Origin of the sequence: Streptomyces sp. NBC_00096 (genome assembly GCF_045041305.1) — a bacterium.
GTDB lineage: Bacteria > Actinomycetota > Actinomycetes > Streptomycetales > Streptomycetaceae > Streptomyces.
Genome location: NZ_CP108221.1, coordinates 1410301 through 1436554, shown reverse-complemented (window position 1 = coordinate 1436554; position 26254 = coordinate 1410301). Strand labels below are relative to the sequence as shown.

At 72.8% G+C, this 26254-nt stretch carries 19 protein-coding genes and 1 pseudogene; 16 read left to right on the top strand and 4 right to left on the bottom strand.

All coding sequences use genetic code 11. The annotated features are described in order from the left end of the window. The first annotated feature begins 3 nt into the window (after positions 1-3). The 5 genes from OG904_RS05980 (at position 4) to OG904_RS05960 (ending at position 5160) form a co-directional block, all read left to right on the top strand. Positions 4-846 carry an arylamine N-acetyltransferase gene (locus OG904_RS05980; protein ID WP_405488123.1) on the top strand — a complete coding sequence of 281 codons (843 nt, stop codon included), beginning with the start codon at positions 4-6 and terminating at the stop codon, positions 844-846. A 32-nt stretch (positions 847-878) separates the two neighbouring features. After that, complete coding sequence (locus OG904_RS05975) at positions 879-1484, top strand: YdbC family protein (RefSeq protein ID WP_405488121.1); 606 nt, start codon at positions 879-881, stop codon at positions 1482-1484. Positions 1485-1648: 164 nt separating this feature from the next. Next, a complete protein-coding gene (locus OG904_RS05970) occupies positions 1649-2308 on the top strand; it encodes a histidine phosphatase family protein (RefSeq protein ID WP_405488119.1) in 660 nt (219 codons plus the stop codon). Between the two features lie 11 nt (positions 2309-2319). Beyond that, entirely contained in the window at positions 2320-3234 is a 915-nt protein-coding gene (locus tag OG904_RS05965; protein WP_405488117.1) for an ADP-ribosylglycohydrolase family protein, read from the top strand. Positions 3235-3387: 153 nt separating this feature from the next. Then, the gene (locus tag OG904_RS05960) at positions 3388-5160 is read left to right on the top strand and encodes a DUF4173 domain-containing protein (RefSeq protein ID WP_405488115.1); all 1773 of its coding nucleotides are present in this window, start codon (positions 3388-3390) and stop codon (positions 5158-5160) included. 67 nt (positions 5161-5227) lie between these two features. Here OG904_RS05960 and OG904_RS05955 read toward each other — a convergent pair whose 3' ends face one another. Continuing rightward, positions 5228-6781, bottom strand: coding sequence for an MFS transporter (locus tag OG904_RS05955; protein ID WP_405488113.1), 1554 nt, complete (start codon positions 6779-6781; stop codon positions 5228-5230). A gap of 139 nt (positions 6782-6920) precedes the next feature. On the opposite strand from OG904_RS05955, the gene OG904_RS05950 reads away from it, so the two are divergent. The 3 genes from OG904_RS05950 (at position 6921) to OG904_RS05940 (ending at position 9039) form a co-directional block, all read left to right on the top strand. Then, positions 6921-7523, top strand: coding sequence for a TetR/AcrR family transcriptional regulator (locus OG904_RS05950; protein ID WP_405488111.1), 603 nt, complete (start codon positions 6921-6923; stop codon positions 7521-7523). A gap of 68 nt (positions 7524-7591) precedes the next feature. Next, positions 7592-8302, top strand: a complete 711-nt coding sequence (locus OG904_RS05945) for a ribonuclease HII (protein WP_405488109.1) — start codon at positions 7592-7594, stop codon at positions 8300-8302. 59 nt (positions 8303-8361) lie between these two features. Continuing rightward, positions 8362-9039, top strand: coding sequence for a hypothetical protein (locus tag OG904_RS05940; RefSeq protein ID WP_405488107.1), 678 nt, complete (start codon positions 8362-8364; stop codon positions 9037-9039). A gap of 290 nt (positions 9040-9329) precedes the next feature. Here the strand turns inward: OG904_RS05940 and OG904_RS05935 are convergent, their stop codons facing one another. Both OG904_RS05935 and OG904_RS05930 read right to left on the bottom strand, forming a co-directional pair. Beyond that, the gene (locus tag OG904_RS05935; protein ID WP_405488105.1) at positions 9330-9959 is read right to left on the bottom strand and encodes a hypothetical protein; all 630 of its coding nucleotides are present in this window, start codon (positions 9957-9959) and stop codon (positions 9330-9332) included. Positions 9960-10174: 215 nt separating this feature from the next. Then, on the bottom strand, positions 10175-12334 hold the full coding sequence (locus tag OG904_RS05930; RefSeq protein WP_405488103.1) for a RecQ family ATP-dependent DNA helicase: 2160 nt from the start codon (positions 12332-12334) through the stop codon (positions 10175-10177). A gap of 162 nt (positions 12335-12496) precedes the next feature. Here OG904_RS05930 and OG904_RS05925 point away from each other — a divergent pair, with 162 nt between their 5' ends. The 7 genes and pseudogenes from OG904_RS05925 (at position 12497) to OG904_RS05895 (ending at position 23115) form a co-directional block, all read left to right on the top strand. Then, the gene (locus OG904_RS05925) at positions 12497-13828 is read left to right on the top strand and encodes a DUF4192 domain-containing protein (protein ID WP_405488101.1); all 1332 of its coding nucleotides are present in this window, start codon (positions 12497-12499) and stop codon (positions 13826-13828) included. A gap of 200 nt (positions 13829-14028) precedes the next feature. After that, a pseudogene (locus OG904_RS05920) lies at positions 14029-16013 on the top strand (glycogen debranching N-terminal domain-containing protein). 138 nt (positions 16014-16151) lie between these two features. Continuing rightward, entirely contained in the window at positions 16152-16898 is a 747-nt protein-coding gene (locus OG904_RS05915; protein WP_405488099.1) for an NUDIX domain-containing protein, read from the top strand. Positions 16899-17068: 170 nt separating this feature from the next. Then, positions 17069-18877, top strand: coding sequence for an ATP-binding cassette domain-containing protein (locus OG904_RS05910; RefSeq protein ID WP_405488097.1), 1809 nt, complete (start codon positions 17069-17071; stop codon positions 18875-18877). 151 nt (positions 18878-19028) lie between these two features. After that, on the top strand, positions 19029-19970 hold the full coding sequence (locus OG904_RS05905) for a FadR/GntR family transcriptional regulator (RefSeq protein WP_405488095.1): 942 nt from the start codon (positions 19029-19031) through the stop codon (positions 19968-19970). 470 nt (positions 19971-20440) lie between these two features. Beyond that, entirely contained in the window at positions 20441-22027 is a 1587-nt protein-coding gene (locus OG904_RS05900; protein WP_405488093.1) for an RNA polymerase sigma factor, read from the top strand. 128 nt (positions 22028-22155) lie between these two features. Beyond that, the gene (locus OG904_RS05895; protein ID WP_405488091.1) at positions 22156-23115 is read left to right on the top strand and encodes a S1 family peptidase; all 960 of its coding nucleotides are present in this window, start codon (positions 22156-22158) and stop codon (positions 23113-23115) included. Between the two features lie 218 nt (positions 23116-23333). Here OG904_RS05895 and OG904_RS05890 read toward each other — a convergent pair whose 3' ends face one another. Next, on the bottom strand, positions 23334-23570 hold the full coding sequence (locus OG904_RS05890; protein WP_351273481.1) for a hypothetical protein: 237 nt from the start codon (positions 23568-23570) through the stop codon (positions 23334-23336). 446 nt (positions 23571-24016) lie between these two features. On the opposite strand from OG904_RS05890, the gene OG904_RS05885 reads away from it, so the two are divergent. Next, the gene (locus OG904_RS05885) at positions 24017-26137 is read left to right on the top strand and encodes a type IIA DNA topoisomerase subunit B (RefSeq protein ID WP_405488088.1); all 2121 of its coding nucleotides are present in this window, start codon (positions 24017-24019) and stop codon (positions 26135-26137) included. The last annotated feature ends 117 nt before the right edge of the window (positions 26138-26254 follow it).

Here is a 26254-nt window from a genome sequence, read left to right as displayed (position 1 = left end):
GTCGTGGGAGTCGTGGGAACCATGTGGAGCGGTGAGGAGCTGGACCTGGACGCCTATCTGGCGAGGATCGGCTGGGAGGGCGGGGAACTCCGCGCGGACCTCCCGACGTTGAAGTCGGTACACCGGGCCCACACCGGTGCGATCACCTTCGAGAGCCTGGACGTGCTGTTCGGCCGCCCAGTCGGGCTGGACGTCAAGGAGCTCGAGGACAAGCTCGTGCACGACCGCCGCGGCGGCTACTGCTACGAGCAGAACACCCTGCTGGCCGCCGCCCTGGAGCGGATCGGCTTCGAGGTCTCCGGACGCGGCGCCCGCAACCGCAGCCGGGGGGACTCCCTGACCGCGGTGACGCACGCCGTCCTCGTCGTCACCGTCGAGGGGGAACCGTGGCTCTGCGACGCCGGGTTCGGCTGGCAGGGGCCGCGCGAGCCCGTGCCGCTGGCGCGCCCCGGAGCGGAGGTCCGGCAGGGGGAATGGGTGTTCCGCGTCCGGGAGGAAGCGGACGGCGTCCTGGTGCTGAGCACCCTGCGCGAAGGCGCCTGGCGGGACCTGTACGCCTTCTCGCCGCAGCCCTACCACCCCGTCGACTACGTCGTGCTGAACCACTACAGCTCCTCGCACCCCCGCTCCGCCTTCGTCGGCCGGGTCATCGTCCAGCACCCGGGCGGCTCCGACCGGTTGGCACTCGTGGGGCGGGAGCTCTCCCGGCTGCGTCCCGACGGGCGGCTCGAGCGGCGGGAGGTCGCGCAGGAGGAACTGCTCGCCCTGCTCGAGCGGGAGTTCGGGCTTCGGCTGTCCGGGCGGGACGCGGACGAACTCCTTCGGATGTACCGCGCCGAGGACTGACCCGGGCCCCGCCGGGCCCGTACGATGGCGCAGTGCTGGTCAAGTGGATTCGCTGCACGGTGACGGACCGACGCGGGTTCGAGCGCGGGCAGCGCAAATGGGCGGGGCTGCCCGGCGAACCGGGCTTCCGGGGGCAGGGTGGCGGCTGGAGCCGGGGCCGGCAGGGGGTGGCGCATGTCTTCGCGTTCTGGGAGAGCCGTTCCTTCTACGACTCCTTCATGGCCAGGTCGCACGACAGACTGGCCGCTTCCCAGAACGGCACCTACACCGACGCGCGGGTCACGCTCTTCGACCACCGCTTCGACGTGAAGACCGGCTTCGAACCCCGGTTCACCGACGCCGACGTCGTCCGGGTCGCCCACACCCGGGTGCGGGAAGGTCGCGTGGACCATTTCGCGCTCATGCAGGAAAAGGTGTGGAATCCGGCCATGGCGGGCTCGCCCGGCATGGTCCGCGGCCTCTTCGGCGAAGCTCCCGGCCGGGAGTTCCTGGTGCTGTCGATGTGGCACGCGGCGGCCGAGCACGGCAAGTACCGCCAGGAGCGCGTCGAGCGGCTGTCGCTGCGCGCCCAGATCCAGGCCGACGTGGAGGCCCTCACCGGGGATGTCGTCGACCTCGAATCCTCCTGGACGGTATGACCGTAGGACCACCCGGACGACGGGCTGACAGGCGGGCTGACAGGCGGGATGGCCTGCGGGCTGACCGGCGGGCCACCACCGGGCAGCCGCTGGGCCGCCGACCGGCGCGCTCGACCGGCGTGCCCCGGTCGGTGTGCCCGTCGGTGGCCGAATAGGGTCGTGGGATGGTACGACCACGGCGCATCGTCCTTGTCCGGCACGGGGAATCGGAGGGCAATGCCGACGACACTGTGTACGAGCGGGAGCCCGACCACGCCCTGAGGCTGACCCGCACCGGCCGGGAGCAGGCCGCGGACGCCGGCGTGCGGTTGCGCGAGCTCTTCGGGGACGAGCACATCAGCGCGTACGTGTCCCCGTACCGCCGGACCCTGCAGACCTTCCGGGAGCTGCAGCTGGACCCGGCGCGCGTGCGGATGCGCGAAGAGCCGAGGCTGCGCGAGCAAGACTGGGGGAACTGGCAGGACCGGGACGACGTACGGCTGCAGAAGGCGTACCGGGACGCGTACGGGCACTTCTTCTACCGCTTCGCGCAAGGGGAGTCGGGCGCGGACGTGTACGACCGGGTCGGGGCCTTCCTGGAGAGCCTCTACCGCAGCTTCGAGGCCCCGGACCATCCGGAGAACGTGCTGCTGGTGACCCACGGGCTGACGATGAGACTGTTCTGCATGCGGTGGTTCCACTGGTCCGTGGCCGAATTCGAGGCGCTCTCCAACCCCGGGAACGGCGAATACCGGGTCCTGCTGCTGGGTCCGGACGGCCGCTACCGGATGGACCGCCCGTTTGAGCGGTGGACCACACCCGAGCCTTACGACCTCGACGGCTAGAGTGACGCGGGATGACCTCTGACTCCTCCCCCGAAAGGCGCTACGCACGCGCCATGGCCAGCCTCCGCGGGCTGGCCCTGGGTGACGCACTGGGTTCCCAGTACTTCGTCCCCGTGAACTACCCGCTGCTCAAGCGGCGCGAGCTGCCCGCCGGCAGCGATCCCTGGCAGTGGACCGACGACACCGAGATGGCCTGCTCGGTGGTGGCCGTGCTCGCCGGGCACGCGCGGGTGGACCAGGACGCGCTGGCCGCCTCCTTCGCCCGCCACCACGACTTCGACCGCGGCTACGGGCCCGCCGTGAACCGGATGCTGCGCCTGATCCGCGAGGGCGCGGACTGGCGCACGCTCGCCGCCGAACTGTTCAACGGGCAGGGCTCCTGGGGCAACGGCGCCGCCATGCGGGTCGCACCGCTGGGCGCCTGGTACGCCGACGACCCGGAGCAGGCCACCCACCAGGCGGAGATCTCCGCCTACACCACGCACCAGCACCGCGAGGCGGTGTGCGGGGCGATGGCCGTGGCCGCGGCGGCGGCGCTCGCGGCCGATCCGGCCGGGCCGCCGAGCGCCGCCGACCTGCTGGACGGCGTGATCGCGCTGGTGCCGCGCAGCGCGGTGGGCGCCGGGGTGCGGCGGGCGCGCGACATGCTGGACTACGGGGACGCGACGACCGTCGCGGCCGTACTGGGCTGCGGGCGGCGCACCAGCGCCCACGACACGGTGCCGTTCGCCCTGTGGTCGGCGGCGCGCTGCCTGGACGACTACGAGCGGGCCTTCTGGACCACCGCGCAGGTGGGCGGGGACGTGGACACGACCTGCGCGATCGTCGGCGGCGTGCTGGGCGCGCGCGGGGACGAGGCGCTGCCGCAGGCCTGGCTGGCCCGGACCGAGGCGTTGCCGGCCTGGCTGCCGGAGGCGGCGCGGTAGCGGTGGTCCGCGCCGGTTCACACCCCTCCGTTTGTCACGGTCCTGCCACAGGGTTCTTTTGATCCTGTTCAAAACTGCATGGCACCGGCCTACTCTGGCCGCTCGCCGCCCCCGAACGATGCCTGGGGGCGGCCGGCAGGGGAGGGGAAGCCGATGTCTGAGAACACCGAGGGAACGAACGAAAAGGCCGCGGAGGCCGAGGGGGTTGCGGCGGCCGAGGCCGCCGCGGGAGCCGAGAAGGCCGCGGGAGCCGCGCAAGCCGCGCAGGCCCCGGCTGCCGCGCAAGGCACGGGGGCCGAAGCGGCAGGCGCTCCGCCCGCGCCCGCTCCGCCCGCACGGACACCGCAACCGTCCGCGCCGCCGGGTTGGGATCCCAAGGCCTGGGAGACCCACCAACTGCGCAGGCAGCGCACCGCCTCCGGCGCCTGGTCGCTGGCACCGCTCGCCTGGGCCGAGGCGGCCCGGCCCGCGGCGGTGGCGCCGGTGCCGACCGCGGTGCTGGGCGCCGTACTCGCCTCCGGCATCGCGGTGTCCCTGCTGCTCGGCGAGGGGCTGGGTCCCGGCCTGCTCCTCGCGGTGCTGCCGGCCCTCGTCGCCGCCTGCGTGGCAGCCCGCCGGGCCGGTCGGGGCCTGCACCCGTGGACCGCGCTCTGGGCGATCGGCTGCCTCGCGCTGCTCGCCGTGCCCGCCCTGCGCGACTCCGGCTGGCCGTCCACGCTTGCCCTGTGCGCCGCCGTCCTGACGGGCGCGCTGGCCCTGCACGGCAGCCGCACCTGGCCGGGGATCCTGCTCGGCCCCGTCGGCTTCGTCGACTCCGCCGTCCTCGGGGTGCGCTGGGTCTTCAGCGGCCTGCGCTCGCGCGGCCGGGGGAGCAGGCACCGATGGCTGCCGGTGGCGAAGGCCGTCCTGGTGGCGGTGGTCCTGCTGGCGCTGTTCGGGACGCTGTTCGCCTCCGCCGACGCCGCCTTCGCGGACGTGCTGAGCGGGCTGACCCCCGACTTCAGCGGAGTGGACGGGCCGGTCCGCCTGCTGCTCTTCCCGCTGGGCCTCCTCATCGCGATCACGGTCGCCCGCACCGCCGCCGCGCCCTCGCGCTGGGACCGCATCCAGGTGCGCCCGGGGAAGGCGCGCTCCCGGGTGGAGTGGGCCCTTCCGCTCGTCGTGCTGAACCTGCTCTTCGCCGGATTCAACGCCGTCCAGCTCACCGTCCTCTTCGGCGGCTACCGCAAGGTCCTGGAGGCCACCGGCCTCACCTACGCCGAGTACGCGCGCCAGGGCTTCTGGCAGCTGCTCTGGGCCACCCTGCTCACCCTCGCCGTCATCGCGCTCGCCCTGCGCTGGGCCCCGCGCGGCGGAGCCGGCGACCGGAGGCTGGTGCGCAGCGTGCTCGGCACGCTGTGCACGCTGACCCTCGTCGTGGTCGCCTCCGCGCTCCACCGCATGGACCTCTACGTGGACGCGTACGGGCTGACCAGGCTGCGCGTGTCGGTCGCGGGCGTGGAGCTGTGGCTCGGGCTGGTCATCGTACTGATCATGGCCGGCGGGCTGTTCGGCGCGCGCTGGCTGCCGCGCGCGGTCGCCGGGAGCGCGATGGCCGCCGTACTGGCCTTCGGGCTGATGTCCCCGGACGGGATGGTCGCGGAGGGCAATGTGACGCGGTACGAGCAGGACGGCAAGATCGACCTGGCCTACTTCCAGTCCCTGTCGGCGGACGCGGTGCCCGGCCTGGACCGGCTGCCCGAGCCCCAGCGTTCCTGCGCCCTGCGCGGGATCGGCGGAGAGCTGGCGAAGGCGGGCAGGACGCCCTGGTACGCGATGAGCCTGGGGGAGCGCCGGGCCCGGGAGATCCTGCGCGAGCGCCCGGTGAAGGCCTCGTACGAGGAGTGCAAGCGCCTCGGAACCTTCAGGGCCCGGACCGAGTACTAGGCCGCCACGGGAGGGCCCCGGCGCGGTCGGCTTGCCCGCGCCGGGGCCCTCGTACGGGACCGCTCGCTCAGGCGACCGGACCGGCCTCGGCGGCGGCTCCGTTCAGGGCTTCCAGGTCGCTCTTGCGCACCCGGATCACCACCAGCGCGGTGACGAGCGCGACGCCCGCCATGGCCACGGCGGCGATGAACGCGGTGGCGATGCCCTGGGTGAGGACGAAGTCCCCCCAGGGGTCGGGTAGCCGACCGGTCTGCCGGAAGGCGGCCAGCTGTCCCTGGTCGGCGTGCGCCATGAAGTCCGGTACCTGGGTGTGGGCTTCGTTGCGGCTGGCCGTGCCGAAGACGGTGACCAGGATGGACAGTCCGAGCGAGCCGCCGACCTGCTGGCTGGCGTTGAGCAGCCCGGAGGCCGCGCCCGCTTCCTGCGGGGCCACCCCGGAGACGGCGGTGAGGGTGAGGGTGACGAAGTTCAGGCCCATGCCGAAGCCGAACAGCACCATCGGACCCAGTACCCCGGAGACGTAGGAGCTGCCGGGCTCGATGAAGGTCAGCCAGGTGAGGCCGGCGCCGGTGAGGCCGGCGCCGATGACCATGAAGGGCTTGGGGCCGAAGCGCGGCAGCAGGCGCTGCGAGAGTCCGGCGGCGGTGACGATGGCGGCCGTGATGGGCAGGAAGCCGATGCCCGACTGGATCGGGGAGAAGCCCAGTACGTTCTGTACGAACTGGACGATGAAGAAGAACATGCCGAACATCGCGGCGGCGAGGCTGAGCATGATCACGTAGGTGCCGGTGCGGTTGCGCTCGGTGAACATGCGCAGCGGGATGATCGGATCGGCCGCCCGGGACTCGACGAGCACGAAGGCGGCGAGCAGGAGGACGGCCAGGGTGAACGAGCCGATGGTCACGCCGTCGCGCCAGCCGTCCTGGGAAGCGCGGATGAATCCGTAGACGAGCGCCGTCATTCCGCCGGTGGAGGTGAGCGCTCCGGCGATGTCGAAGCGGCCCGGGTGCCGTTCGGACTCGTTGATGTAGAGCGGGGCCAGGAACGCGATGAGCAGTCCGATCGGCACGTTGACGAAGAAGACCCAGCGCCAGTCGAGCCATTCGGTGAGCATGCCGCCGGCCAGCAGGCCGATGGCGCCACCGCCCGCGGAGACGGCGGCGAACACGCCGAAGGCGCGGTTGCGTTCGGGCCCTTCGGCGAAGGTGGTGGTGATCAGCGCGAGGGAGGTCGGCGAGGCGATGGCGCCGCCGACGCCCTGGAGCGCCCGGGCGGCGAGCAACTGCCAGGGTTCCTGGGCGAAACCGCCGAGGAGGGAGGCCAGGGTGAAGAGCAGGATGCCGGTCATGAAGACCCGGCGCCGGCCGAGGATGTCGCCCGCGCGGCCGCCGAGCAGCAGCAGACCGCCGAAGGCGAGCGTGTAGGCGCTGATCACCCAGGACAGGTCGGTGGTCGAGATGGCCAGGTCGGTCTGGATGTGCGGGAGCGCGATGTTCACGATCGTCGCGTCGAGGACGACCATGAGCTGGCAGGCGGCGATGACGGCGAGCGCCACTCCCGGGCGCCCCTCCCGGCGGGCCGCGCCCGGTATCCGGAGTTTGGAGAGCTGAGGAGTTGTCACTGTGGATCCCCCCAAGTGAAATAGTGAACGTGTGCGTTCACGGCGATTCCACGGTAGGGAGTCAGCCTTAGTGAACGCAAGCGTTCACTAAGGCTGAAGATACGTGCGAGGGACGCGCGAGCCGGTCGGAGGTGCGGGAGTGGTGGGTTCACGCTGGTCGGCGGCGTCCCCGGGACGCAGGCGTGGACCCGAACTCGAACGGGCGATTCTCGACGCCGCGTTGGAGCAGCTGAGCACCGTTGGCTGGAATTCCCTCACCATGGAGGGCGTGGCCGCGGGCGCGCACACCGGCAAGGCGGCGCTGTACCGGCGCTGGCCCTCGAAGGCGGACCTGGTGGCCGACGCGCTGCGGACGGCGCTGCCGCCGCTCGGCCGGATCGCGGACCTCGGCTCGGTGCGCGAGGACCTGTACGCACTGTGCGTGCGGATGCGGGAGGTCATGCGGTCGCGGGCCGGGCAGGCCCTGCGGGCGGTGCTTCACGAGTGCGATCACGGTCATGCGGACCGGTTCCGCGGCCTGATCTGGTCGGGGCTGCACGAACCGGCGCACGGGCTGATCGGAGAGCTGGTGCGACGGGGAATCGACCGGGGAGACGTCCGGCCGGACGCGACCGGTCCGCTTCTCGCCGACGTCATCCCGGCGATGATGATGTACCGCGCGAAGGTGTGCGGAAGCGAATGGGCGGACGAGGAAATCGCCGAGATGATCGACGGGGTGATGGTGCCGCTGCTCAGGGCGTGAGACGGGGAGGGGTCGGGGTGGGGTCGGGGTGTGCAGGCGGCCCGAGGCGGCGTAACCTTGCTGGCGCCATGCCGTACGAAGCACCCACTCACACCGTCGAACGCTCCCTCCGAGCGACCACCGGCGCCAAGGTCATCGCCGGGGTCGACGAAGTCGGACGAGGGGCCTGGGCCGGTCCCGTCACCGTATGCGCGGCGATCACCGGTCTGCGCCGGCCGCCCGCGGGACTCACCGACTCCAAACTGCTCACCCCCAAGCGACGCGACGCGCTCGTCGGCGTCCTGGAGGACTGGGTCACCGCCTACGCCCTGGGTCACTCCTCCCCGGAGGAGATCGACGCGCTCGGAATGACCGCAGCCCTGCGCCTCGCCGCGGTGCGCGCCCTGGAGGCGCTGCCCGTGCGGCCCGACGCGGTGATACTCGACGGCAAGCACGACTACCTCGGTGCACCCTGGCAGGTCCGGACGGTGATCAAGGGCGACCAGTCCTGTGTCGCCGTAGCCGCGGCCTCGGTGATCGCCAAGGTCCGGCGCGACCGGATGATGGCCGAGATCGGTGAACAGGGCGGCGGAATCGAGGACTTCGCTTTCGCCGCCAACGCCGGATATCCCTCGCCCGTGCACCGGGCGGCGCTGGAGGAGCTGGGGCCGACCGCCCATCACCGGCTCTCGTGGTCCTACCTCGACGCGCTGCCCCGCTGGAGCCACCTCAAGAAGGTGCGCCGTAGCGAGGAATCGATGGAGCTGGAAAACGGAGGCCAACTCGGCTTCGATTTCTGATCGCACACACGTACCACCCACCGGTACGTTTCGTACCGGTGTTTGATAGATGTCAACGCATGCCTCTCACCCCCACCCCCGAGGAGCCTCAGATTCACGAGAGTGCCCAGGGTCCCCGCGTCACGCCGGCCGCGAGCCGCACCGCGCAGACCCCCCGCCCCGTACCTGGTCCGCGTCCCGTGCCCGCGCCCCGGCCCGGACGCCCCGGCCCCTCTCCCGCGGCGGCAAGCCGCGCGGGAGTCGCCCCCAGCCCCGCACCGCCCGCGCAGCGGTCGCCGCAGACCGCCCCCGGGCCCGTTCCCGCGGCCACCGTCACCGCTGCCGCCGCGCCCTCGGTCTCGGCCGCGGTACCGCAGATCCAGCTGATCCCGGCGTCCGCCGAGGGCGCGCTGGACGCGGCCGAAGAGGCCGTGGACCTGCTGCTCGACACCGGGCGCGCGCCCGGTGACATCCTGGTGCTCACCACCGGCGACCCGCACCCGTGGGCCGCGCACGAGCTGTCCTTCGGCGAGGCCGCGTACTGGGCCCTGCACGATGCCGGGGACGACGTCTTCTACGCGGACGCGGCGCAGGTACAGCGCGCCGCCGGCCGTCCCGTCGTGGTCTTCGCGGCCAACGGCGGACCGGTCGACGCGGCTGCCGGAAGCCTGCCGGTCGCGCTTGCGCGGGCCGGTGCGCTGCTGATCGTGTGCGGCGAACCGCAGCAGATCAACTCCGTGCTGGGGGCGGGCGTCTGACGTCCCGTCCCCCCGCACGGTCGAGGGGCGGGGTGGGCTAACAGCCGGCCCTGCCGAAGTCCGAGGCCTGACCAGCCGTACGCCCGTTTCCGGGTGTACGGCCATTGGTCGTGCCCGCGTGCTTTCGTGCCCGCGTGCTTTCGTGGGCGCCGGAGGCTTTGGGCAATCGGGCAATCGGGCAATCGGGTTCCGCAGGGTCCGTCCGGCAGGTTCCGCGGGGTCCGTCCACCGGTTCTGCGGGTCCATCCGCGGGTTCCGCAAGGTCCTGGGGGCCGGCGGGGGTTACGGGCTCAGCGTGCGGCCGTGCGGCGCAGGGCCTCCGCGGCTCCGCCCCCGGTGCGCAGGGCGAGCGGGGCGAACTCGGACACCGTGTCGCCGAGGCGCTCGGGCCGGGAGTCCGAGCTGGGGCGGCGGCCGCCACGGCCTTCGCCCAGTACCTGCCAGCCGCCCCGGGTCAGCGTGATGTACGCGCCGCACCGCAGCCCGTGCAGGGTGCAGGCGTCCCGCAGCCCCCACATCCAGGCCCCGTCCTCCTCGGTCCACCGCTCGTCGCCGTCGCGGCAGTAGAGCAGCACCGCCGTCCGCACCGGGGTCCGCCGCCGCAGGTCGTGGGGGATGACCCGGCGCAGCCGGGAGAGCAGGGCGTTGCGGTACTCCCAGCCGTCGGCCGAGACGGAGCGCTGTACGAAGGAGGCGCTCGCGACGAGCCTTTCCTCGGGCCCCAGGATCGCGATCACGGCCGTGGACGGTACGGGGCTGTGCCGCGAGTGCAGTCCGCTGACGACTTCACGCGGATTGCGCAGCAAGGGGACACCCGACGCCGTCCACTCGGAGGGTTCGAGCAGTCTGCCGTGCCGGCTGACGCCGCCGGTGGCCGTTGTCAGGGACGTGGTCGAGGGCGGGGCGAATCCGAAGGTCACGGTCCTCCCTTCGGGTACACGCCCGCGAACGGGCACGGCTGGAGTGCGGGCGCGCCGCGGCGCGGCCCAGGAGAGTGCCGTCGAGCCGAGCGGGAGCAACGCAATTCTCGCGTGGCCCGTGAGCATGCGGCAACGAGCAATTGGAGCCGCAGACCGGAATTCGCCGGTATGCCGTTCATATCCTTGCCCCGCCACGCCGAAGATGACGCATTCGGCTACGGCTGGAGCGCCAGCACCAGCGGAAACACCTCTTTGGCGCCCGCCCGCCGCAGCAGGCGGGCGGCGACCGCGAGGGTCCAGCCGGTCTCGGCGCGGTCGTCGACGAGCAGGACCGGTCCCGCCGCCTCCCGCAGCGTCGCGGCGAGCTCCGGCGGAACGGTCAGTGCCTGGTGCAGGCCGCGCACCCGCTGTGCGCTGTTCGAGGAGGGCAGGCCGAACTCCGGTGCCTGGTCCGTGTACGCCACCGTCCCGAGCAGGGGCATCCGCCCGACCTCCGCGATCCGCGCGGCCAGCGAGCCGACCAGCTGCGGGCGGCCGCGCGAGGGCAGCGCGACCACACCCACCGGCCGGGCGGGCGCGTCCGCGGCGCCGGAGGCCCAGCCGCCGGGGCCGCGGGCCCAGTCGGCCAGAACCGCCACCACGGCCTGCGCCACATCGTCCGGAATCGGCTGGTCGGGGGCCTGCGCCGCGAGCATCGGACGGAGCCGGTTGCCCCAGCCGATGTCGGAGAGGCGGCCCAGCGCCCGGCCAGTGGATGCCTGCTCGCCGGCGGGGATGCGGCCCTTGAGGTCCACGCCGACCGCCGCGAGACCCGTGGGCCACATCTTGCGGGGCTCCAGCTCCACGCCGGGCCGGCCGAGCTCCCCGCGGGCGGTGTCCAGCGCGGTCGAGGAGACCTCCGCCGTGAACCGGGCCCCGGCGCAGTTGTCGCAGCGGCCGCAGGGCACGGCCTCCTCGTCGTCGAGCTGGCGGCGCAGGAACTCCATGCGGCAGCCGGTGCCGGCCGCGTAGTCCCGCATGGCCTGCTGTTCCGCGGCCCGCTGCCGGGCGACCCACGCATAGCGCTCGGCGTCGTACACCCAAGGCTCGCCGGTGGAGGTCCAGCCGCCCTTGACCCGGTGCACGGCGCCGTCCACGTCGAGGACCTTGAGCATGGTCTCCAGCCTGGTGCGGCGCAGATCGACCAGCGGCTCCAGAGCGGGCAGGGACAGCGGCCGGCCGGCATCGGCCAGCACTTCCAGGGTGCGGCGCACCTGCTGCTCCGGCGGGAAGGCGACGGAGGCGAAGTACTGCCAGATCGCTTCGTCCTCGCGGCCCGGCAGCAGCAGCACCTCGGCGTGCTCCACGCCGCGGCCGGCGCGGCCGACCTGCTGGTAGTAGGCGATGGGGGAGGAGGGCGAGCCGAGGTGCACGACGAAGCCGAGGTCGGGCTTGTCGAAGCCCATGCCGAGCGCCGAGGTGGCCACCAGGGCCTTCACGCGGTTGGCCTGGAGATCGTTCTCGGCCTGCTCGCGGTCGGCGTTCTCCGTCTTGCCGGTGTACGAGGAAACGGTGTGCCCGCGGTGGCGGAGGTACGCGGTGACCTCCTCGGCGGCCGCCACGGTCAGCGTGTAGATGATCCCCGAGCCGGGGAGCTCGTCGAGGTGGTCGGCGAGCCAGGCCAGCCGGTGGGCCGCGTCGGGCAGCGTCAGCACGGCCAGACTCAGGCTCTCCCGGTCCAGCGGGCCCCGCAGGACGAGGGCGTCCGTACCGGCCCCGGTGCCCAGCTGCTCGGCCACGTCGGCGGTCACACGGGCGTTGGCCGTCGCGGTCGTCGCCAGGACGGGGACGCCGGGCGGGAGATCGGCCAGCATGGTGCGCAGACGGCGGTAGTCGGGGCGGAAATCGTGCCCCCAGTCCGAGATGCAGTGGGCCTCGTCCACGACGAGCAGACCGGTCGCGGCGGAGAGCTTGGGGAGCACCTGGTCACGGAAATCCGGATTGTTGAGCCGCTCCGGGCTCACCAGCAGCACGTCGATCTCACCCGCCGCGATCTCGGCCTGGATCGATTCCCATTCCTCGGGATTGGCAGAATTGATGGTGCGGGCATGGATCCCGGCCCGGGCGGCGGCCTCGACCTGGTTGCGCATGAGCGCGAGCAGCGGCGACACGATCACGGTGGGACCCGCGCCGCTCGCGCGCAGCAGGGAGGTCGCGACGAAGTACACCGCGGACTTGCCCCAGCCCGTGCGCTGCACCACGAGCGCCCGCCGCTTGTCCGCAACCAGGGCCTCGATGGCCCGCCACTGGTCCTCACGCAGCCGTGCGGTGCCCGTGGGATCGCCCACGAGACGGGCTAGTACGGAGTCGGCCGAGGACCTCAGGTCTGCGTTCATGCCCCCATGCAACCCGATGGCTCGGACATCGGACGAATGCCGCTCGGGACCTGTGGACGGCGAAGTGCGTGTTAGTTCGAGATCCGGTGCGGGGTGCCGGGGCGGGCCCGGGAGTTATCCACAGGGGTTTCCGGATCCGATCGGGCACGGGACCTTCGGGACATGACCAACAACCACGAAGCACACACCCCGTCGGGCAACCACGAAGCACACACCCCTTCCGGCAACCACGAAGCACACACCCCGTCCGGCGGCCGGTCCACCGGCCCGTCCGGAAACGCCGATCCATCCCGCATCACGCTGCGCGGCCCGGCCGAACTGGCCGACGCGCTGCCCTACATGTTCGGGTTCCACCCGACCGACTCCGTCGTCCTGGTCGCCGTCCACGGGGAGGGCGGCCGCTTCGGCGGCCGGCTCAGGGTCGGCATCCCACCCACCCCCGAGGAGTGGGAGGACACCGCACGGCAGGTCGCCGACTGTCTGATCGTCGGCAGCGAGCGGCGCGGTGCCAAGCCCGACGGCATCATCGTCTTCCTCTGCCAGGACCCGGGCCGGGGCGAGAGCGCGCAACGGGTGATGACCAGGCTGCGCCCGCTCGCCCAGCGGATCCGGCTGGCCTGCGGGGCGCTGGACGTCCCCGTGCTGGAGGCCCTGTGCCTCTCGGCCGGCCGGTACTGGTCCTACTGCTGCCCGGACCAGCGCTGCTGCCCCGCAGAGGGCACCGCGCTGACCGTGCCCGGCACCTCGGTGATGGCCGCCGCGGCCACCTTCGCCGGACTCCGGGTGCGGGGCTCCCTCCGGGAGATCGAGCGCAGGCTGACCCCGCTGCGCGGACCGGTGGCCGGCGAGATGGAGCGTGCCCTGGACCGGGCGGCCACCGCGCTCGTGCCGAAGATCCTCGACGGGGCGACCCGGGAGGAGGTGGGCGCGGAGACCGTCCTGCTCGCACGCGCGCTGATGCAGCGCATGACCCTCGCCCCGCCGGCCGAGGCCGGACCGGACGCCGACGACCGGGACGACGCGCTGCTCGGCCACGACGAGGCCGCCTCGCTGATCCTCGGGCTCCAGGACCGCGAGATCCGCGACATCGCCGCCGAGTGGATGGAGGGCGAGGAAGCCGCCCCCGCCCTGCGGCTGTGGCGGGCCCTGGCCCGCCGCTGTGTCGGGGCCTACGGGGAGCACGCGGCGGCCCCGCTCACCCTGGCGGGCTGGGTCTGCTGGTCGACCGGTGACGAGCCGACCGCACGCATCGCCCTGGGGCTGGCCCTGCGGGCGGACGACGGGTACCGCTTCGCGCAGCTGCTCCACCACGCCTGCAACGAAGGGATCGACCCGGAAGGGCTGCGGGAGTGCCTGCGGGAGGAGCGGCGGCGGAGGGAACCGCGCCGGGGACGCCTGCCGGCCGGGCCGCGCCGTGGCACCACCAGGCCGCCCGGCCGCCGGATCCGGACCACCCGCCGGGAGTCCGGGCGCACCGCGGGGAGCGAGCAGTGAGCCGGGGGCGGTCGGCGGTGCGCGCACTGCGCGCGGTCCTGGGGCGCCGCAGGCCCCCACGGCCGCCGCTGCTCCGGCGGGCGCAGTCCCCACCGGGGCCCGTGACCCGGGCGGGGGTGGGGGCGTTGCGCTGGGGGGTGGTGGGGGCCCGGCCGCGCCGCCGCCCAGCCGATCCACCCGGAGCGCAGACAAGGCGACCCATGTCTCACCCCGTACCCCCCGCCCGCACAGCCCACTCCCGCAGGCCCGACCTGCCGCCCGTGCACGGCGCGGTCATCTGCCTCGCCGCGCCGTGCCTGGTCATCTCGCCCGAGCACGGCCAGCTCACCGGCCGGGGGATCGACGGGATCTACCGCTCCGGGCGCAGGCTGCTGTCCCGCTGCGTACTGCGCGTCGGCGGCCGGGACCCCGTCGCGGTCCAGGGGCACAGCATCGGCGCGGACCGGGCCTCCTTCACCGCGACCGTGCGGACCGGAGCCGAGCCCGGCCCCGACCCCGACGTCGCGGTCGAGCGGTCCGGCACGCCGACGGCACCGAGCGGATCACCCTGCGCAGCTTCACCACCCGGCCGCTGCGGATCCCCGTGGAGGTCTCGCTCGGCACCGATCTGGCGGAGCTGGCCGATGTGGCCGCCGGCCGGGCCGGTCCGGAACTGCCCGCGGGGGTGCACGCCGCCGGACTGCGCTGGACCAGCGGAGAGTCGCAGGCCGTCACCGCGGCCGAGCCGCCCCCGGACGACGCGCTGGCCTCGGCGGGCCTGCTGCGCTGGCAGCTCGTGCTGCGCCCCGGCGAGTCCCGCACCATCGAGCTGCGGACCACCCGGGACCGCGGAGCGCGGGCCCCCGCCGGGCAGGTGGCGAATCCGCTGTCCGAGGAGGCCCGCGCCGAGGGCGACGACCCGAGGGCCGAGGCGTGGTTCCGCACCAGCCTCCAGGACCTGGGCGCGCTCCTGCTCAGGGACCCGAAGGACCCGGCCGACAGCTATGCGGCGGCCGGAGTGCCCTGGCGGCTGGGACTGGCTCCGGCGGAATCCCTGTGGGCCGCCCGCATGGCGCTCCCGCTCGGCACCGGACTGGCCGCCGCCACCCTGCGCATCCTGGCCCGGACCCAGACCGGCGGCCGGGGCGGCGACGCCGGGAAGATCCCGGGGCCGCTGCGCGGGGCGGGGCCGCAGCTGCCTCCGGGCTGCACCGGGACCGAGGCGACGCTCGCCTTCCCCGTGCTGCTCGCCGAAGCCCGGCGCTGGGGGATGCCCGAGGAGGAGGTGGCCCGGCTGCTCCCCGCCGCCGAGCGGTGCCTGGAGTGGATGCGGGGCGCCTTCGGGGAGGACGGCTTCCTGGCCGATCCCGACCCGGGGCCGCGGCGCTGTGAAACCCAGGCCCATGCCCATCGGGCCGCGCTGCTCGGGGCCGACCTGCTCGCCGGGTGCGGGCGGCCCGGAGCCGAGGAGTGGCGGGAGCGGGCGGCCGCCCTGCGGGAGCGGTTCGCAGCCCGGTTCTGGGTCGACGGCCCGGACGGCGGCCGGCCCGCGGCGGCCCTGCATCCCGACGGGCGGCCGCTGCCCCGGCTGACCGGGGCCGCCGCCCACCTGCTGGACACCGGGCTGCTCGGAGGCGGCCGGCTCGCGCGGGGGCTGCTGGACCGGGTCCGTGCCGAACAGCTGGCGCGGCTGCTCGGAGCCCCCGCCATGGACTCCGGGTGGGGGCTGCGGAGCATGGCGGTGCGCGAGCCGGGGCACAACCCGTTCGGCTACCGCTCGGGCGCGGTGCGGCCGTACGAGAGCGCGGTCGCGGTGGCGGGTCTGGCCCAGGGGGGCTTCGCGAAGGAGGCCACCGGACTGCTCCGGGGCCTGCTGGACGCCGCGGAGGGCTTCGGGTACCGCCTGCCGGAGATGTACGCGGCCGAGCAGCGCACCGCGGGCAGCGCTCCGCTTCCGCATCCGGCGGCCTGCCGTCCGGCGGCGGTCGCGGCGGCCGCGGGGATCCACGTACTGACCGCCCTGGCGGGGATCCGGCCGGACGCCCCCGCCGGCACGGTCGCCCTCGTCCCGCTCACCGGGGCCCCGCTCGGCGGGCTCCGCCTCTCGGGGCTCCGGGTCTCGGGGGAACCCTTCGCCGTCCGGATCAGCAGGCTCGGCCTGGGCATGGTGGAGGAGGCCGCAGATGCGCTGCAACTGGGTGGCTGAGCGGTCCCGGGGACGTGCCCGGGACCGCGGCCCGGGACGTGGTGCCCGGTCCGCGGAAGGAGGCCCCGGCTTCCGGTTCCGCGGTCCGAGGATCTCCAAAGCTCTGTTTATCGTCAGGCAGACGACTATGATCGCGGCATGTCGCCCTACGACCCGTCGGCCTTCCCGCCCTTCGCCGTCACCGTCGACCTGGTCGTGCTCACCGTGCGGCGCCACGCGCTCTGCGCGCTGGTCATCCGGCGGGGTGAGCAGCCGTTCCAGGGACGCTGGGCGCTGCCCGGCGGCTTCGTGCGCGGAGACGAGGACCTGTCGGCGGCCGCGGCCCGTGAGCTGTCCGAGGAGACCGGCCTCTGCGCCCACGACCCGGCCGCTCCCGACGTGGGCAACGGGGCACATCTCGAACAGCTGGCCACCTACGGCGATCCGAAGCGGGATCCGCGCATGCGCGTGGTCAGCGTGGCGCATCTGGTGCTGGCTCCGGATCTGCCCGCGCCCCGGGCCGGCGGCGACGCCAACAGCGCGCGCTGGGCCCCCGTCGACGAGCTGCTGTCCGCGGACGGCCAGAGCGGTGCCGGACTCGCCTTCGACCACGAGCAGATCCTCGCCGACGGGGTCGAGCGGGCCCGCTCCAAGATCGAGTACTCCTCCCTGGCCACCGCCTTCTGCCCGCCCGAGTTCACCGTCGGCGAGCTGCGCCGGGTCTACGAGGCGGTCTGGGGCGTCGCCCTCGACCCGCGCAACTTCCACCGCAAGGTCACCGGCACCCCAGGGTTCCTGGTGCCGGCCGGGGGGACGACGACCCGTCAGGGCGGCCGTCCCGCCCAGCTGTTCCGGGCCGGCGGGGCCACCCTGCTCAATCCGCCGATGCTGCGCCCGGAAGTCTGACGCACCGGCACCCCGGCCGATGCGCCGGCCGGTGCCCGACCCGGCAGCTTCCCCGGCGCCGACACGGGCGCGACTCGGCACAAGGTGCGCCGAAAATCGGACATATCGCGTTATCTTGTTAGCGGTATTCATCATGCCGCAGAGCGGTCTCACCCCCCGCGAGAGAAGCGATGCTCCAGGCCATCGGACTCACCAGCACCCCCCGTCGAGACCTTCCGCCCCTCGTGGACGACCTCACCTTCGAGGCTCGCCCCGGGAGCGTGACCGCCCTGCTCGGCGAGCCCGGATCGGGCAAGACCACAGCGCTGCGGCTCATGCTCGAACTCGAACCCGGCCGCGGAGTCACCTACTTCCGCGGGCGCCCCCTGCATCGGATCCCGCATCCGGGCCGCGAGGTCGGCGTGCTCCTCGGGGACCTCCCCGGAAACCCGTCGCGCACGGTGAGGAGCCAGCTGCGGATGCTCTGTGCCGCCGCCGGAGTGCCGGCCTCCCGGGCCGACACCATGCTGGAGGTCGTCGGCGTCGCCGGGCTGCGCGACCAGCGGCTCGGGTCGCTCTCGCTCGGCATGGAGCGCAGGGTCGCGCTGGCCGCCGCGCTCCTCTCCGACCCCTGCACGCTGCTCCTCGACGAGCCCGGCGCCGGACTCTCGCCCCGCGAACGCAGCTGGCTGCACGGGCTGCTGCGCGGCCACGCCTCCCTCGGCGGAGCGGTGCTCTTCACCACCGACGACGCGAAGGAGGCCGCCCGCAGCGCGGACCGGGTCGTCAGCATCGAGGCGGGCCGGCTCGTCGCCGACCAGGACGCCGCCGAGTTCGCCCGGACCCGGCTGCGGCCGCGGGTGGCCGTGCGCACCCCGCACGCCGCCCGGCTGGCCGACGTACTGGGCCGCGAGGCGCGGGCGGCCCAGCGCACGGTGGAGATCGTCGAGGAGAGCGGCAGCCGCCTGTCCGTCTACGGCAGCAACTGCGCAGAGGTCGGCGAAGCGGCCTTCCGGCACGGGGTGCTCGTCCACCAGCTCGCGGACGAGACCGGAGACGCGGGAGCGCCACCCTCTCTGCCGCGCGCCCGCGCGGAATCCGGTGCCGGGGACGGTGCCGGGGACGCGGGCGCGGGCGCCGACGGGACACCGGCCGTACCCGGAGAGGGCGGTGAAGGCCGCCGCCGACACCCCCGTTCGGGTCGGCCCGCATCCGTCGCGCGCCGGCTCGGCGGTCCGCTGCGGCCCCTGCGCTACGAGCTGCGCCGGGTCTTCGGCACCTCCACCCCGGCCCTCACCGCCGCCTTCGTCGTCGCCGTCTCCGTCGTCACGGCGCTGGTGCTCGCCCGGGCCGGCCACACCGCGCAGAACCGGTTGCTGGCGGCCTGGCCGGAGTTCCTCCCGCTGCCGCCCGCTGCCCTGGGCGCCGGGCTGCTCGGAGCGCTGGCCTTCGGTGAGGAGTACCGCTACCCGGCGCTCGCCGCCGACCGGGGCACCGTCCCGCGCCGGCTCGGACTGCTCACCGCGAAGCTCGGTGTCAGCGCCGCCCTCGCGCTCCTGTTCGGTGCCCTCGCCGTGACGGCCGACGCGGCCACCCTGACGCTGGTCTTCGGCGGCGGCCCGCTCCGTACCCCCGCGGAGTGGGTCTCCCCGGCGGCGAGTTGGGCGGGGCTGCTGATCGGCTGCGCCTGGTCCGGCGTCCTGGCCTCCGGGGTCTTCCGGTCCGCCGCCGCCGGCCTGGCCGCGGTGCTCGCCGTACCGGTGATGGTCGTACCGCTGGTGCGCAAGGCGCTGGACGGGCCGTCCGCGTACCCGGTGACCGGACTCGCGGAACGGCTGCGCGGCCTGGCCTGGGCGCAGTGGCCTCCGGAGGCCGACCGCCTGGTCCTCGGAGCCCTGCGGGTGATGGCCCAACCGGTCGGCACCGCACTGGTGTTGTCGCTGATGGTCCTGTTGTGCGCCTATGGGTTCACAGGACTGCGCGGCAGGGTCCGTTTGTGAGGGATCGTTGGTGATCGTTCCGATGCCGGACGGAACCCCAACGGGACCGTTGCAGTCCACATCGGACCCGGCGGATCGCAAGTCCCCGCAAAAGGCCCGGTTCTTTACGATAAGTCGTCAATTGCGTGGGTGGCACCGATCACCCTTTCGTGTGCTTTTCACCAAAGACCTCAAGGGACATGGAGGCACGGCCGACAAAGGATTCGTGAGTACCCTTGCGCACACCATGATGACCGCCGCCCGCCATGCCGACTCCGGCCTCGCCGGCTCGGGCGAACTCGACCGCTACCCCTACCCCGAGGCCACCGGGACCGACCGGGTGGGAGTACCCCACTGGGACGGATCCGACGTCGAGCTGAGCCGGGTCGGCCGCCGGGCCGCGGGCAGCCGCGGCCGCGGACTGCACGGTCAACTCGTCCAGCAGCTCGGCCAGATGATCGTTTCCGGCGACCTCGGTGCGGACCGCCCGCTGGTTCCCGAGGAGATCGGCCAGCGCTTCGAGGTCTCCCGCACGGTCGTCCGCGAATCGCTGCGGGTCCTCGAGGCCAAGGGCCTCGTCAGCGCCCGCCCCAACGTCGGCACCCGGGTCCGCCCGGTCGCCGACTGGAACCTGCTCGACCCGGACATCATCGAATGGCGCGCCTTCGGCCCGCAGCGCGACGACCAGCGCCGAGAGCTGGGTGAGCTCCGCTGGACCATCGAACCGCTCGCCGCCCGCCTCGCCGCCGGCCACGGCCGCCCGGAGATCCAGCAGCGCCTCGCCGACATGGTCGAGATCATGGGCCACGCCCTCGGCCAGGGTGATGCGATCACCTTCGCGCGCGCGGACAACGAGTTCCACGCGCTGCTCATCCAGGTGGCGGCCAACCGCATGCTCGAGCACCTCTCCGGCATCGTCTCCGCCGCCCTCCAGGTGTCCGGCAGCCCCGTCACCTCCTGCGACCGCCCCAGCGAGACCTGCGTCGCGCACCACGCGCGCATGGTCGAGGCACTCGCCGCCGGCGACGCGGTCGGCGCGGAGAACGCCATGCGCCAGCTTCTGACGGTGCATCCGGAAGTCGAGCGCGTGGTCCCCGCCCCGCGCGAGCACTGACGGGTCCACCCGCCCGTGTGTGGGGGTGCGCCGACCTGCTGCCGGGTCCCGAACGGCATCCGGACGGAGTCCGGAGGAGGGGTCCGGAGGAGGGGTCCGGAGGAGGGGTCCGGAGGAGGGGTCCGGCGGCATCGGAGCCCGGCCCCTCTGCCGGGCCCCTTTCCGGCCCCCCGTTCGGCCCCCGAATCGGGGCGTGTTCAGACACACCGGACGCACGCAAATGACGGTATGACCGGCATGGCATCAAACGTGGTGTGACTCGGGCCACGAAGATTGGGCGTAACGCTCCGCGAGGTCACGCGATGACCTAAGAGGTGATGGCCGACGGAGGGAAGACAGCAGCCCTTGGGATGCTGTACAGCTCCCCGGCCCCTGCCCGCGCCGCCGGCCCATCCCCAGTCGGTGGTCGTCGGCTCCGGTCCAGCACCACCAGGCCCGGGGTCGGAAGCCGTTTCCATCGTTCCGAGAGGTTGTTCGTGTCGGCCAGCACATCCCGTACGCTCCCGCCGGAGATCGCCGATTCCGAGTCTGTGATGGCGCTCATCGAGCGGGGCAAGGCCGAGGGGCAGATCGCCGGCGATGACGTGCGTCGGGCCTTCGAGGCTGACCAGATTCCTGCGACCCAGTGGAAGAATGTTCTGCGCAGCCTCAACCAGATCCTCGAGGAAGAGGGTGTGACGCTGATGGTCAGTGCCGCGGAGTCGCCCAAGCGCACCACCCGCAAGAGCGTCGCAGCGAAGAGCCCCGTCAAGCGGACGGCCACCGAACCCGTCGCCAAGAAGGCAGTGGCGAAGACGGCGGCGGTGCCCGCCGCACCTGCCCCGGAGACCGAGGTGGCGGACCCGGAGACCGTGGAGGCCCTCGCGGAGGGGACCGCGACCGAACCCGCCGCCAAGAAGACCGCGGCGAAGAAGACGGCGGCCAAGAAGGCGGCGCCCGCCAAGAAGACCGCGGCCAAGAAGACGGCGGCGAAGAAGACCGCCGCCAAGAAGGACGCCGACGAGGCCGGCGACGAGGAAGCCACGGAAGACGGCCCCGGCGCGGCCAAGGCCGAGTCCGAGGACGAGGAGGAAGGCGCCGAGAGCAAGGGCTTCGTCATCTCGGACGACGAGGACGACGCCCCGGCCCAGCAGGTCGCCGTGGCCGGCGCCACCGCCGACCCGGTCAAGGACTACCTCAAGCAGATCGGCAAGGTCCCCCTCCTCAACGCCGAGCAGGAGGTCGAGCTCGCCAAGCGCATCGAGGCCGGACTCTTCGGCGAGGACAAGCTCGCCAACTCCGACAAGCTGGCGCCCAAGCTCAAGCGCGAGCTGGAGATCATCGCCGAGGACGGCCGCCGGGCCAAGAACCACCTGCTGGAGGCCAACCTCCGCCTCGTGGTCTCCCTCGCCAAGCGCTACACCGGCCGCGGCATGCTCTTCCTGGACCTGATCCAGGAGGGCAACCTGGGCCTGATCCGCGCCGTGGAGAAGTTCGACTACACCAAGGGCTACAAGTTCTCCACGTACGCCACCTGGTGGATCCGCCAGGCGATCACGCGCGCCATGGCCGACCAGGCCCGCACCATCCGCATCCCGGTGCACATGGTCGAGGTCATCAACAAGCTGGCCCGCGTCCAGCGCCAGATGCTCCAGGACCTGGGCCGCGAGCCCACCCCGGAGGAGCTGGCCAAGGAACTCGACATGACCCCCGAGAAGGTCATCGAGGTCCAGAAGTACGGCCGCGAGCCGATCTCCCTGCACACCCCGCTGGGCGAGGACGGAGACAGCGAGTTCGGCGACCTCATCGAGGACTCCGAGGCCGTGGTCCCGGCCGACGCCGTGAGCTTCACCCTCCTGCAGGAGCAGCTGCACTCGGTGCTCGACACCCTCAGCGAGCGCGAGGCCGGCGTGGTCTCGATGCGCTTCGGCCTCACGGACGGCCAGCCGAAGACGCTCGACGAGATCGGCAAGGTCTACGGGGTCACCCGTGAGCGCATCCGCCAGATCGAGTCGAAGACCATGTCCAAGCTCCGTCACCCCTCCCGGTCCCAGGTGCTGCGCGACTACCTGGACTGATCCGGACCGGGGTGGACCGACCGGCGGGGCGTTCGCCGCAGGTCGCCGCCGGTGGCCGCGCGGGTGCGCTCGGCCACCGGGCGTCCCACTCTGGGTGGAGTCATGCACACTCGGAGTCAGGAGGCCTCATGCGTCGTCCCTTTGCCCGTGTCCTGGCGGGCGCGCTGACCCTGGTGGCGGGAGCGGCGGCGGCGCCGCTGAGCCAGGCGCCGCGAGCAGCCGCGGACAGCGTGGTGATCGGCGGGAAGCCGGTGAAGGTGGCCGATGCCCCCTGGGTCGTCGCCCTCGCGAGCCGTGACCGGTTCGGGGGTACGCGCGGCGGGCAGTTCTGCGGGGGCGTCCTGGTCGCCCCGACCAAGGTGGTGACCGCGGCCCACTGCCTGGGCCGGCAGGTCCTGGGCGGCCCGGTCGACTCGGTCCGCGACTTCCGGGTGGTCACCGGGCGTACGGAGCTGCGTGCGAACGAGGGCCGGGAGATCGCGGTGCGTTCCGCCCGGGTCAATCCGGGCTACGACCCGGTCAGCAACGCGGGTGACCTGGCCGTTCTGGAGCTGGACGAAGCCGTGGCCCCGGAGAACGTGCTGCCGATGGCCGGCCTCGGGCATCCGGCGTACGGGGCGGGGACCGAGGCGGCCGTGTACGGCTGGGGCGACACGAGCGGCTTCGGGGACTACTCCTACGCGCTGCGGGCCGCCGGGGTGACGGTGCTGGCGGACGAGGTCTGCGGCCGTGCGTACCCGGGGGACGCGGACGGACAGTTCCGGGCCGACTCCATGGTGTGCGCGGGGGACCGCGAGGGCGGCAAGGACGCCTGCCAGGGCGACAGCGGGGGTCCACTGGTGGCCCAGGGCCGGCTCATCGGCCTGGTGTCCTGGGGGCGCGGCTGCGGGCGCGCCGACAGCCCGGGGGTGTACACGCGGATCGCGCCGCTGATCGATTTCATCGCAGGGCTCACGGGTGGCCCGGAGGCGGCCCGTGGAGCGCGGGCCCACCCTGACGTCCGCGGAGTCCTGGGGAGCGGCGTACGGCCCGTCCAGGGGCCCGGAAGGGGCCGCGTGGGGGCGGACTGGTCCACGCCGCGGCGCTGACGGCTCACGTGGCGGCGCAGACGGCCGGCGCGGCGGCGCTGACGGCTCGCGCGGCGCAGCCGACGGTCCGGGCGGTCGCGCCGGGACGGGCCGCGCCCATGCCCGGAGCCGCATGGCTCCGGGCATGAGGACGGGCGGTTCCTCTGGGTCGCAGAGGTACCGCCCGTCGACCGGCCTGGCCGGTCCTGGCTCGTCGGATGCGAGGTGTAGGCCTTGTGTCAGCGGTCCTCGGGTTCGGCGGCAGTCGCCGCCGGAGCGGACGTGAGCCGCTCGGTCTCATCCTGTATTTCCGCGGCGATCTTCTTGAGTTCCGGCTCGAACTTGCGTCCGTGGTGGGCGCAGAAGAGCAGTTCACCGCCGCTCAGCAGGACGACGCGCAGATATGCCTGGGCGCCACAACGGTCGCATCGGTCAGCGGCCGTCAGCGGGGTCGCGGGTGTCAGAACAGTAGTCACGTCGCCTCTTCTCTAGCTCGACGAGCTGTCGTACCAGGGTCAACATCCAACCAGGCCGAAAACGTTCCCGCTCGCGGCTTTTCCTCGAAACTTCCTTCCGAAGCTGGCCGGCTGTTGCCGGTTGGCGGCGAAGGAGCCGTATTGCGTTGCTTTACGGTTTCGCGTTGTCAGGTCGTTCGCTTGTCGCAGTTCTGCCCTCTCCGGCTGGGTGCCGGTTGTTCATGAGGACGTGCCCGAACACTAAATGGTTCATGCGTGGAAGGGAACGTGATGTTTGCTTCACTCCCACGGGGGATCGAACGCGCGTGCGGATCTGCACTAGGCTGGTGGAGGGTGTGGGGTGGCGTTACATCGGCTCTACCAGGCCTCGGTACCCTTCCAGCGGCAGCCGAGCCACCACTGTGCCCGACCGGGCCAGAAAAGAAATTCAGCGAGGAGCGAACTGCGTGACCGCCGACACGTCCGTGCCTTCCAGCGCACTGCTGCCCGGAGCAGACCGGGACGGCTCCAACTACACCGCGCGGCACCTGCTCGTCCTCGAAGGCCTCGAGGCCGTCCGCAAGCGCCCCGGCATGTATATCGGGTCCACCGACAGCCGGGGCCTCATGCACTGCCTCTGGGAGATCATCGACAATTCCGTCGATGAGGCCCTGGGCGGGTACTGCGACCACATCGAGGTGATCCTCCACGAGGACTCCTCCGTGGAGGTCCGCGACAACGGCCGCGGCATCCCCGTGGACGTCGAGCCCAAGACCGGCCTCTCCGGGGTCGAGGTCGTCATGACCAAGCTGCACGCCGGCGGCAAGTTCGGCGGCGGGTCGTACGCGGCCTCCGGCGGCCTGCACGGCGTCGGCGCCTCCGTCGTCAACGCCCTCTCCGCCCGCCTCGACGTCGAGGTCGACCGCAACGGCTCCACGCACGCCATCAGCTTCCGCCGCGGCGTCCCCGGGATGTTCACCGAGCAGGGCCCGGACAGCCCCTTCGACCCCGCCAACGGCCTGCGCAAGGGCAAGCGGGTCACCAAGGGCAGGACCGGCACCCGGGTCCGGTACTGGGCGGACCGGCAGATCTTCCTCAAGGACGCCAAGCTCACGCTGGACACGCTCTACCAGCGCGCCCGCCAGACCGCCTTCCTCGTCCCCGGCCTGACCATCGTCGTCCGCGACGAGCGCGGCCTGGAGGGGGCCGGCAAGACCGAGGAGACCTTCCGCTTCGACGGGGGCATCAGCGAGTTCTGCGAGTACCTCGCCCAGGACAAGGCCGCCTGCGACGTCCTGCGCCTGACCGGCACCGGCACCTTCAAGGAGACCGTCCCGGTCCTCGACGACCGCGGCCACATGACCCCCACCGAGGTCACCCGCGAGCTCGGCGTGGACATCGCCCTGCGCTGGGGCACGGGGTACGAGACGAACGTGAAGTCGTTCGTGAACATCATCGCCACCCCCAAGGGCGGCACCCACATCTCCGGCTTCGAGCGCTCGGTCACCAAGACCGTGAACGAGGTGCTGCGCTCCGCGAAGCTGCTGCGCGTGGCCGAGGACGACGTGGTCAAGGACGACGCCATGGAGGGCATGACGGCGGTCGTCACCGTCCGGCTCGCCGAGCCGCAGTTCGAGGGCCAGACCAAGGAGGTGCTCGGCACCTCGGCCGCCACCCGGATCGTCGCGGCCGTCGTCGCCAAGGAGCTCAAGGCCTTCCTGACCTCCACCAAGCGTGACGACAAGCAGCAGGCCCGCTCCGTGATGGAGAAGATCGTCGCGGCCGCCCGGACCCGGATCGCGGCCCGCCAGCACAAGGAGGCGCAGCGCCGCAAGACCGCGCTGGAGTCCTCCTCGCTGCCCGCGAAGCTGGCCGACTGCCGCAGCGACGACGTGGAGCGCAGCGAGCTCTTCATCGTCGAGGGAGACTCGGCGCTCGGTACCGCCAAGCTCGCGCGGAACTCCGAGTTCCAGGCGCTGCTGCCCATCCGCGGCAAGATCCTCAACGTCCAGAAGTCCTCGGTCTCGGACATGCTCAAGAACGCCGAGTGCGGGGCGATCATCCAGGTCATAGGAGCCGGCTCGGGCCGGACCTTCGACATCGACGCCGCCCGCTACGGCAAGATCGTCCTGCTCGTCGACGCCGACGTGGACGGCGCGCACATCCGCTGCCTGCTGCTCACGCTCTTCCAGCGCTACATGCGCCCGATGGTCGAGGCCGGCCGGGTCTTCGCCGCCGTGCCGCCCCTGCACCGGATCGAGCTCGTCCAGCCGAAGAAGGGCCAGGACAAGTACGTCTACACGTATTCGGACAACGAGCTGCGCCAGACGCTGCTCGAGTACCAGCGCAAGAACATCCGGTACAAGGATTCGATCCAGCGCTACAAGGGCCTCGGCGAGATGGATGCGGACCAGCTGGCGGAGACCACCATGGATCCCCGCTTCCGCACCCTGCGCCGGATCAACATCGGCGACCTGGACTCGGCCGAGTCGGTCTTCGACCTGCTCATGGGCAACGAGGTGGCCCCGCGCAAGGAGTTCATCACCAGCTCCGCCGCCACCCTCGACCGCTCGCGGATCGACGCCTGACCGCAGCCGGAGCCACGGGGGGATTCCCCCGCGGCACTTCCGCCGCACTGGCACACCGGTGCTCTCCGCTCCATCACCTGATGGAGTGAAGAGCACCGGGACGCCAGTCCGGAAAGC

What these genes read in the sequence shown, in the direction of transcription:
- OG904_RS05970 (WP_405488119.1), top strand. Translation starts at nt 1,649, where the DNA reads ATGGTACGACCACGGCGCATCGTCCTTGTCCGGCACGGGGAATCGGAG.
- OG904_RS05965 (WP_405488117.1), top strand. Translation starts at nt 2,320, where the DNA reads ATGACCTCTGACTCCTCCCCCGAAAGGCGCTACGCACGCGCCATGGCC.
- OG904_RS05960 (WP_405488115.1), top strand. Translation starts at nt 3,388, where the DNA reads ATGTCTGAGAACACCGAGGGAACGAACGAAAAGGCCGCGGAGGCCGAG.
- OG904_RS05945 (WP_405488109.1), top strand. Translation starts at nt 7,592, where the DNA reads ATGCCGTACGAAGCACCCACTCACACCGTCGAACGCTCCCTCCGAGCG.
- OG904_RS05940 (WP_405488107.1), top strand. Translation starts at nt 8,362, where the DNA reads ATGCCTCTCACCCCCACCCCCGAGGAGCCTCAGATTCACGAGAGTGCC.
- OG904_RS05930 (WP_405488103.1), bottom strand. Translation starts at nt 12,334, where the DNA reads ATGAACGCAGACCTGAGGTCCTCGGCCGACTCCGTACTAGCCCGTCTC.
- OG904_RS05925 (WP_405488101.1), top strand. Translation starts at nt 12,497, where the DNA reads ATGACCAACAACCACGAAGCACACACCCCGTCGGGCAACCACGAAGCA.
- OG904_RS05915 (WP_405488099.1), top strand. Translation starts at nt 16,152, where the DNA reads ATGTCGCCCTACGACCCGTCGGCCTTCCCGCCCTTCGCCGTCACCGTC.
- OG904_RS05910 (WP_405488097.1), top strand. Translation starts at nt 17,069, where the DNA reads ATGCTCCAGGCCATCGGACTCACCAGCACCCCCCGTCGAGACCTTCCG.
- OG904_RS05895 (WP_405488091.1), top strand. Translation starts at nt 22,156, where the DNA reads ATGCGTCGTCCCTTTGCCCGTGTCCTGGCGGGCGCGCTGACCCTGGTG.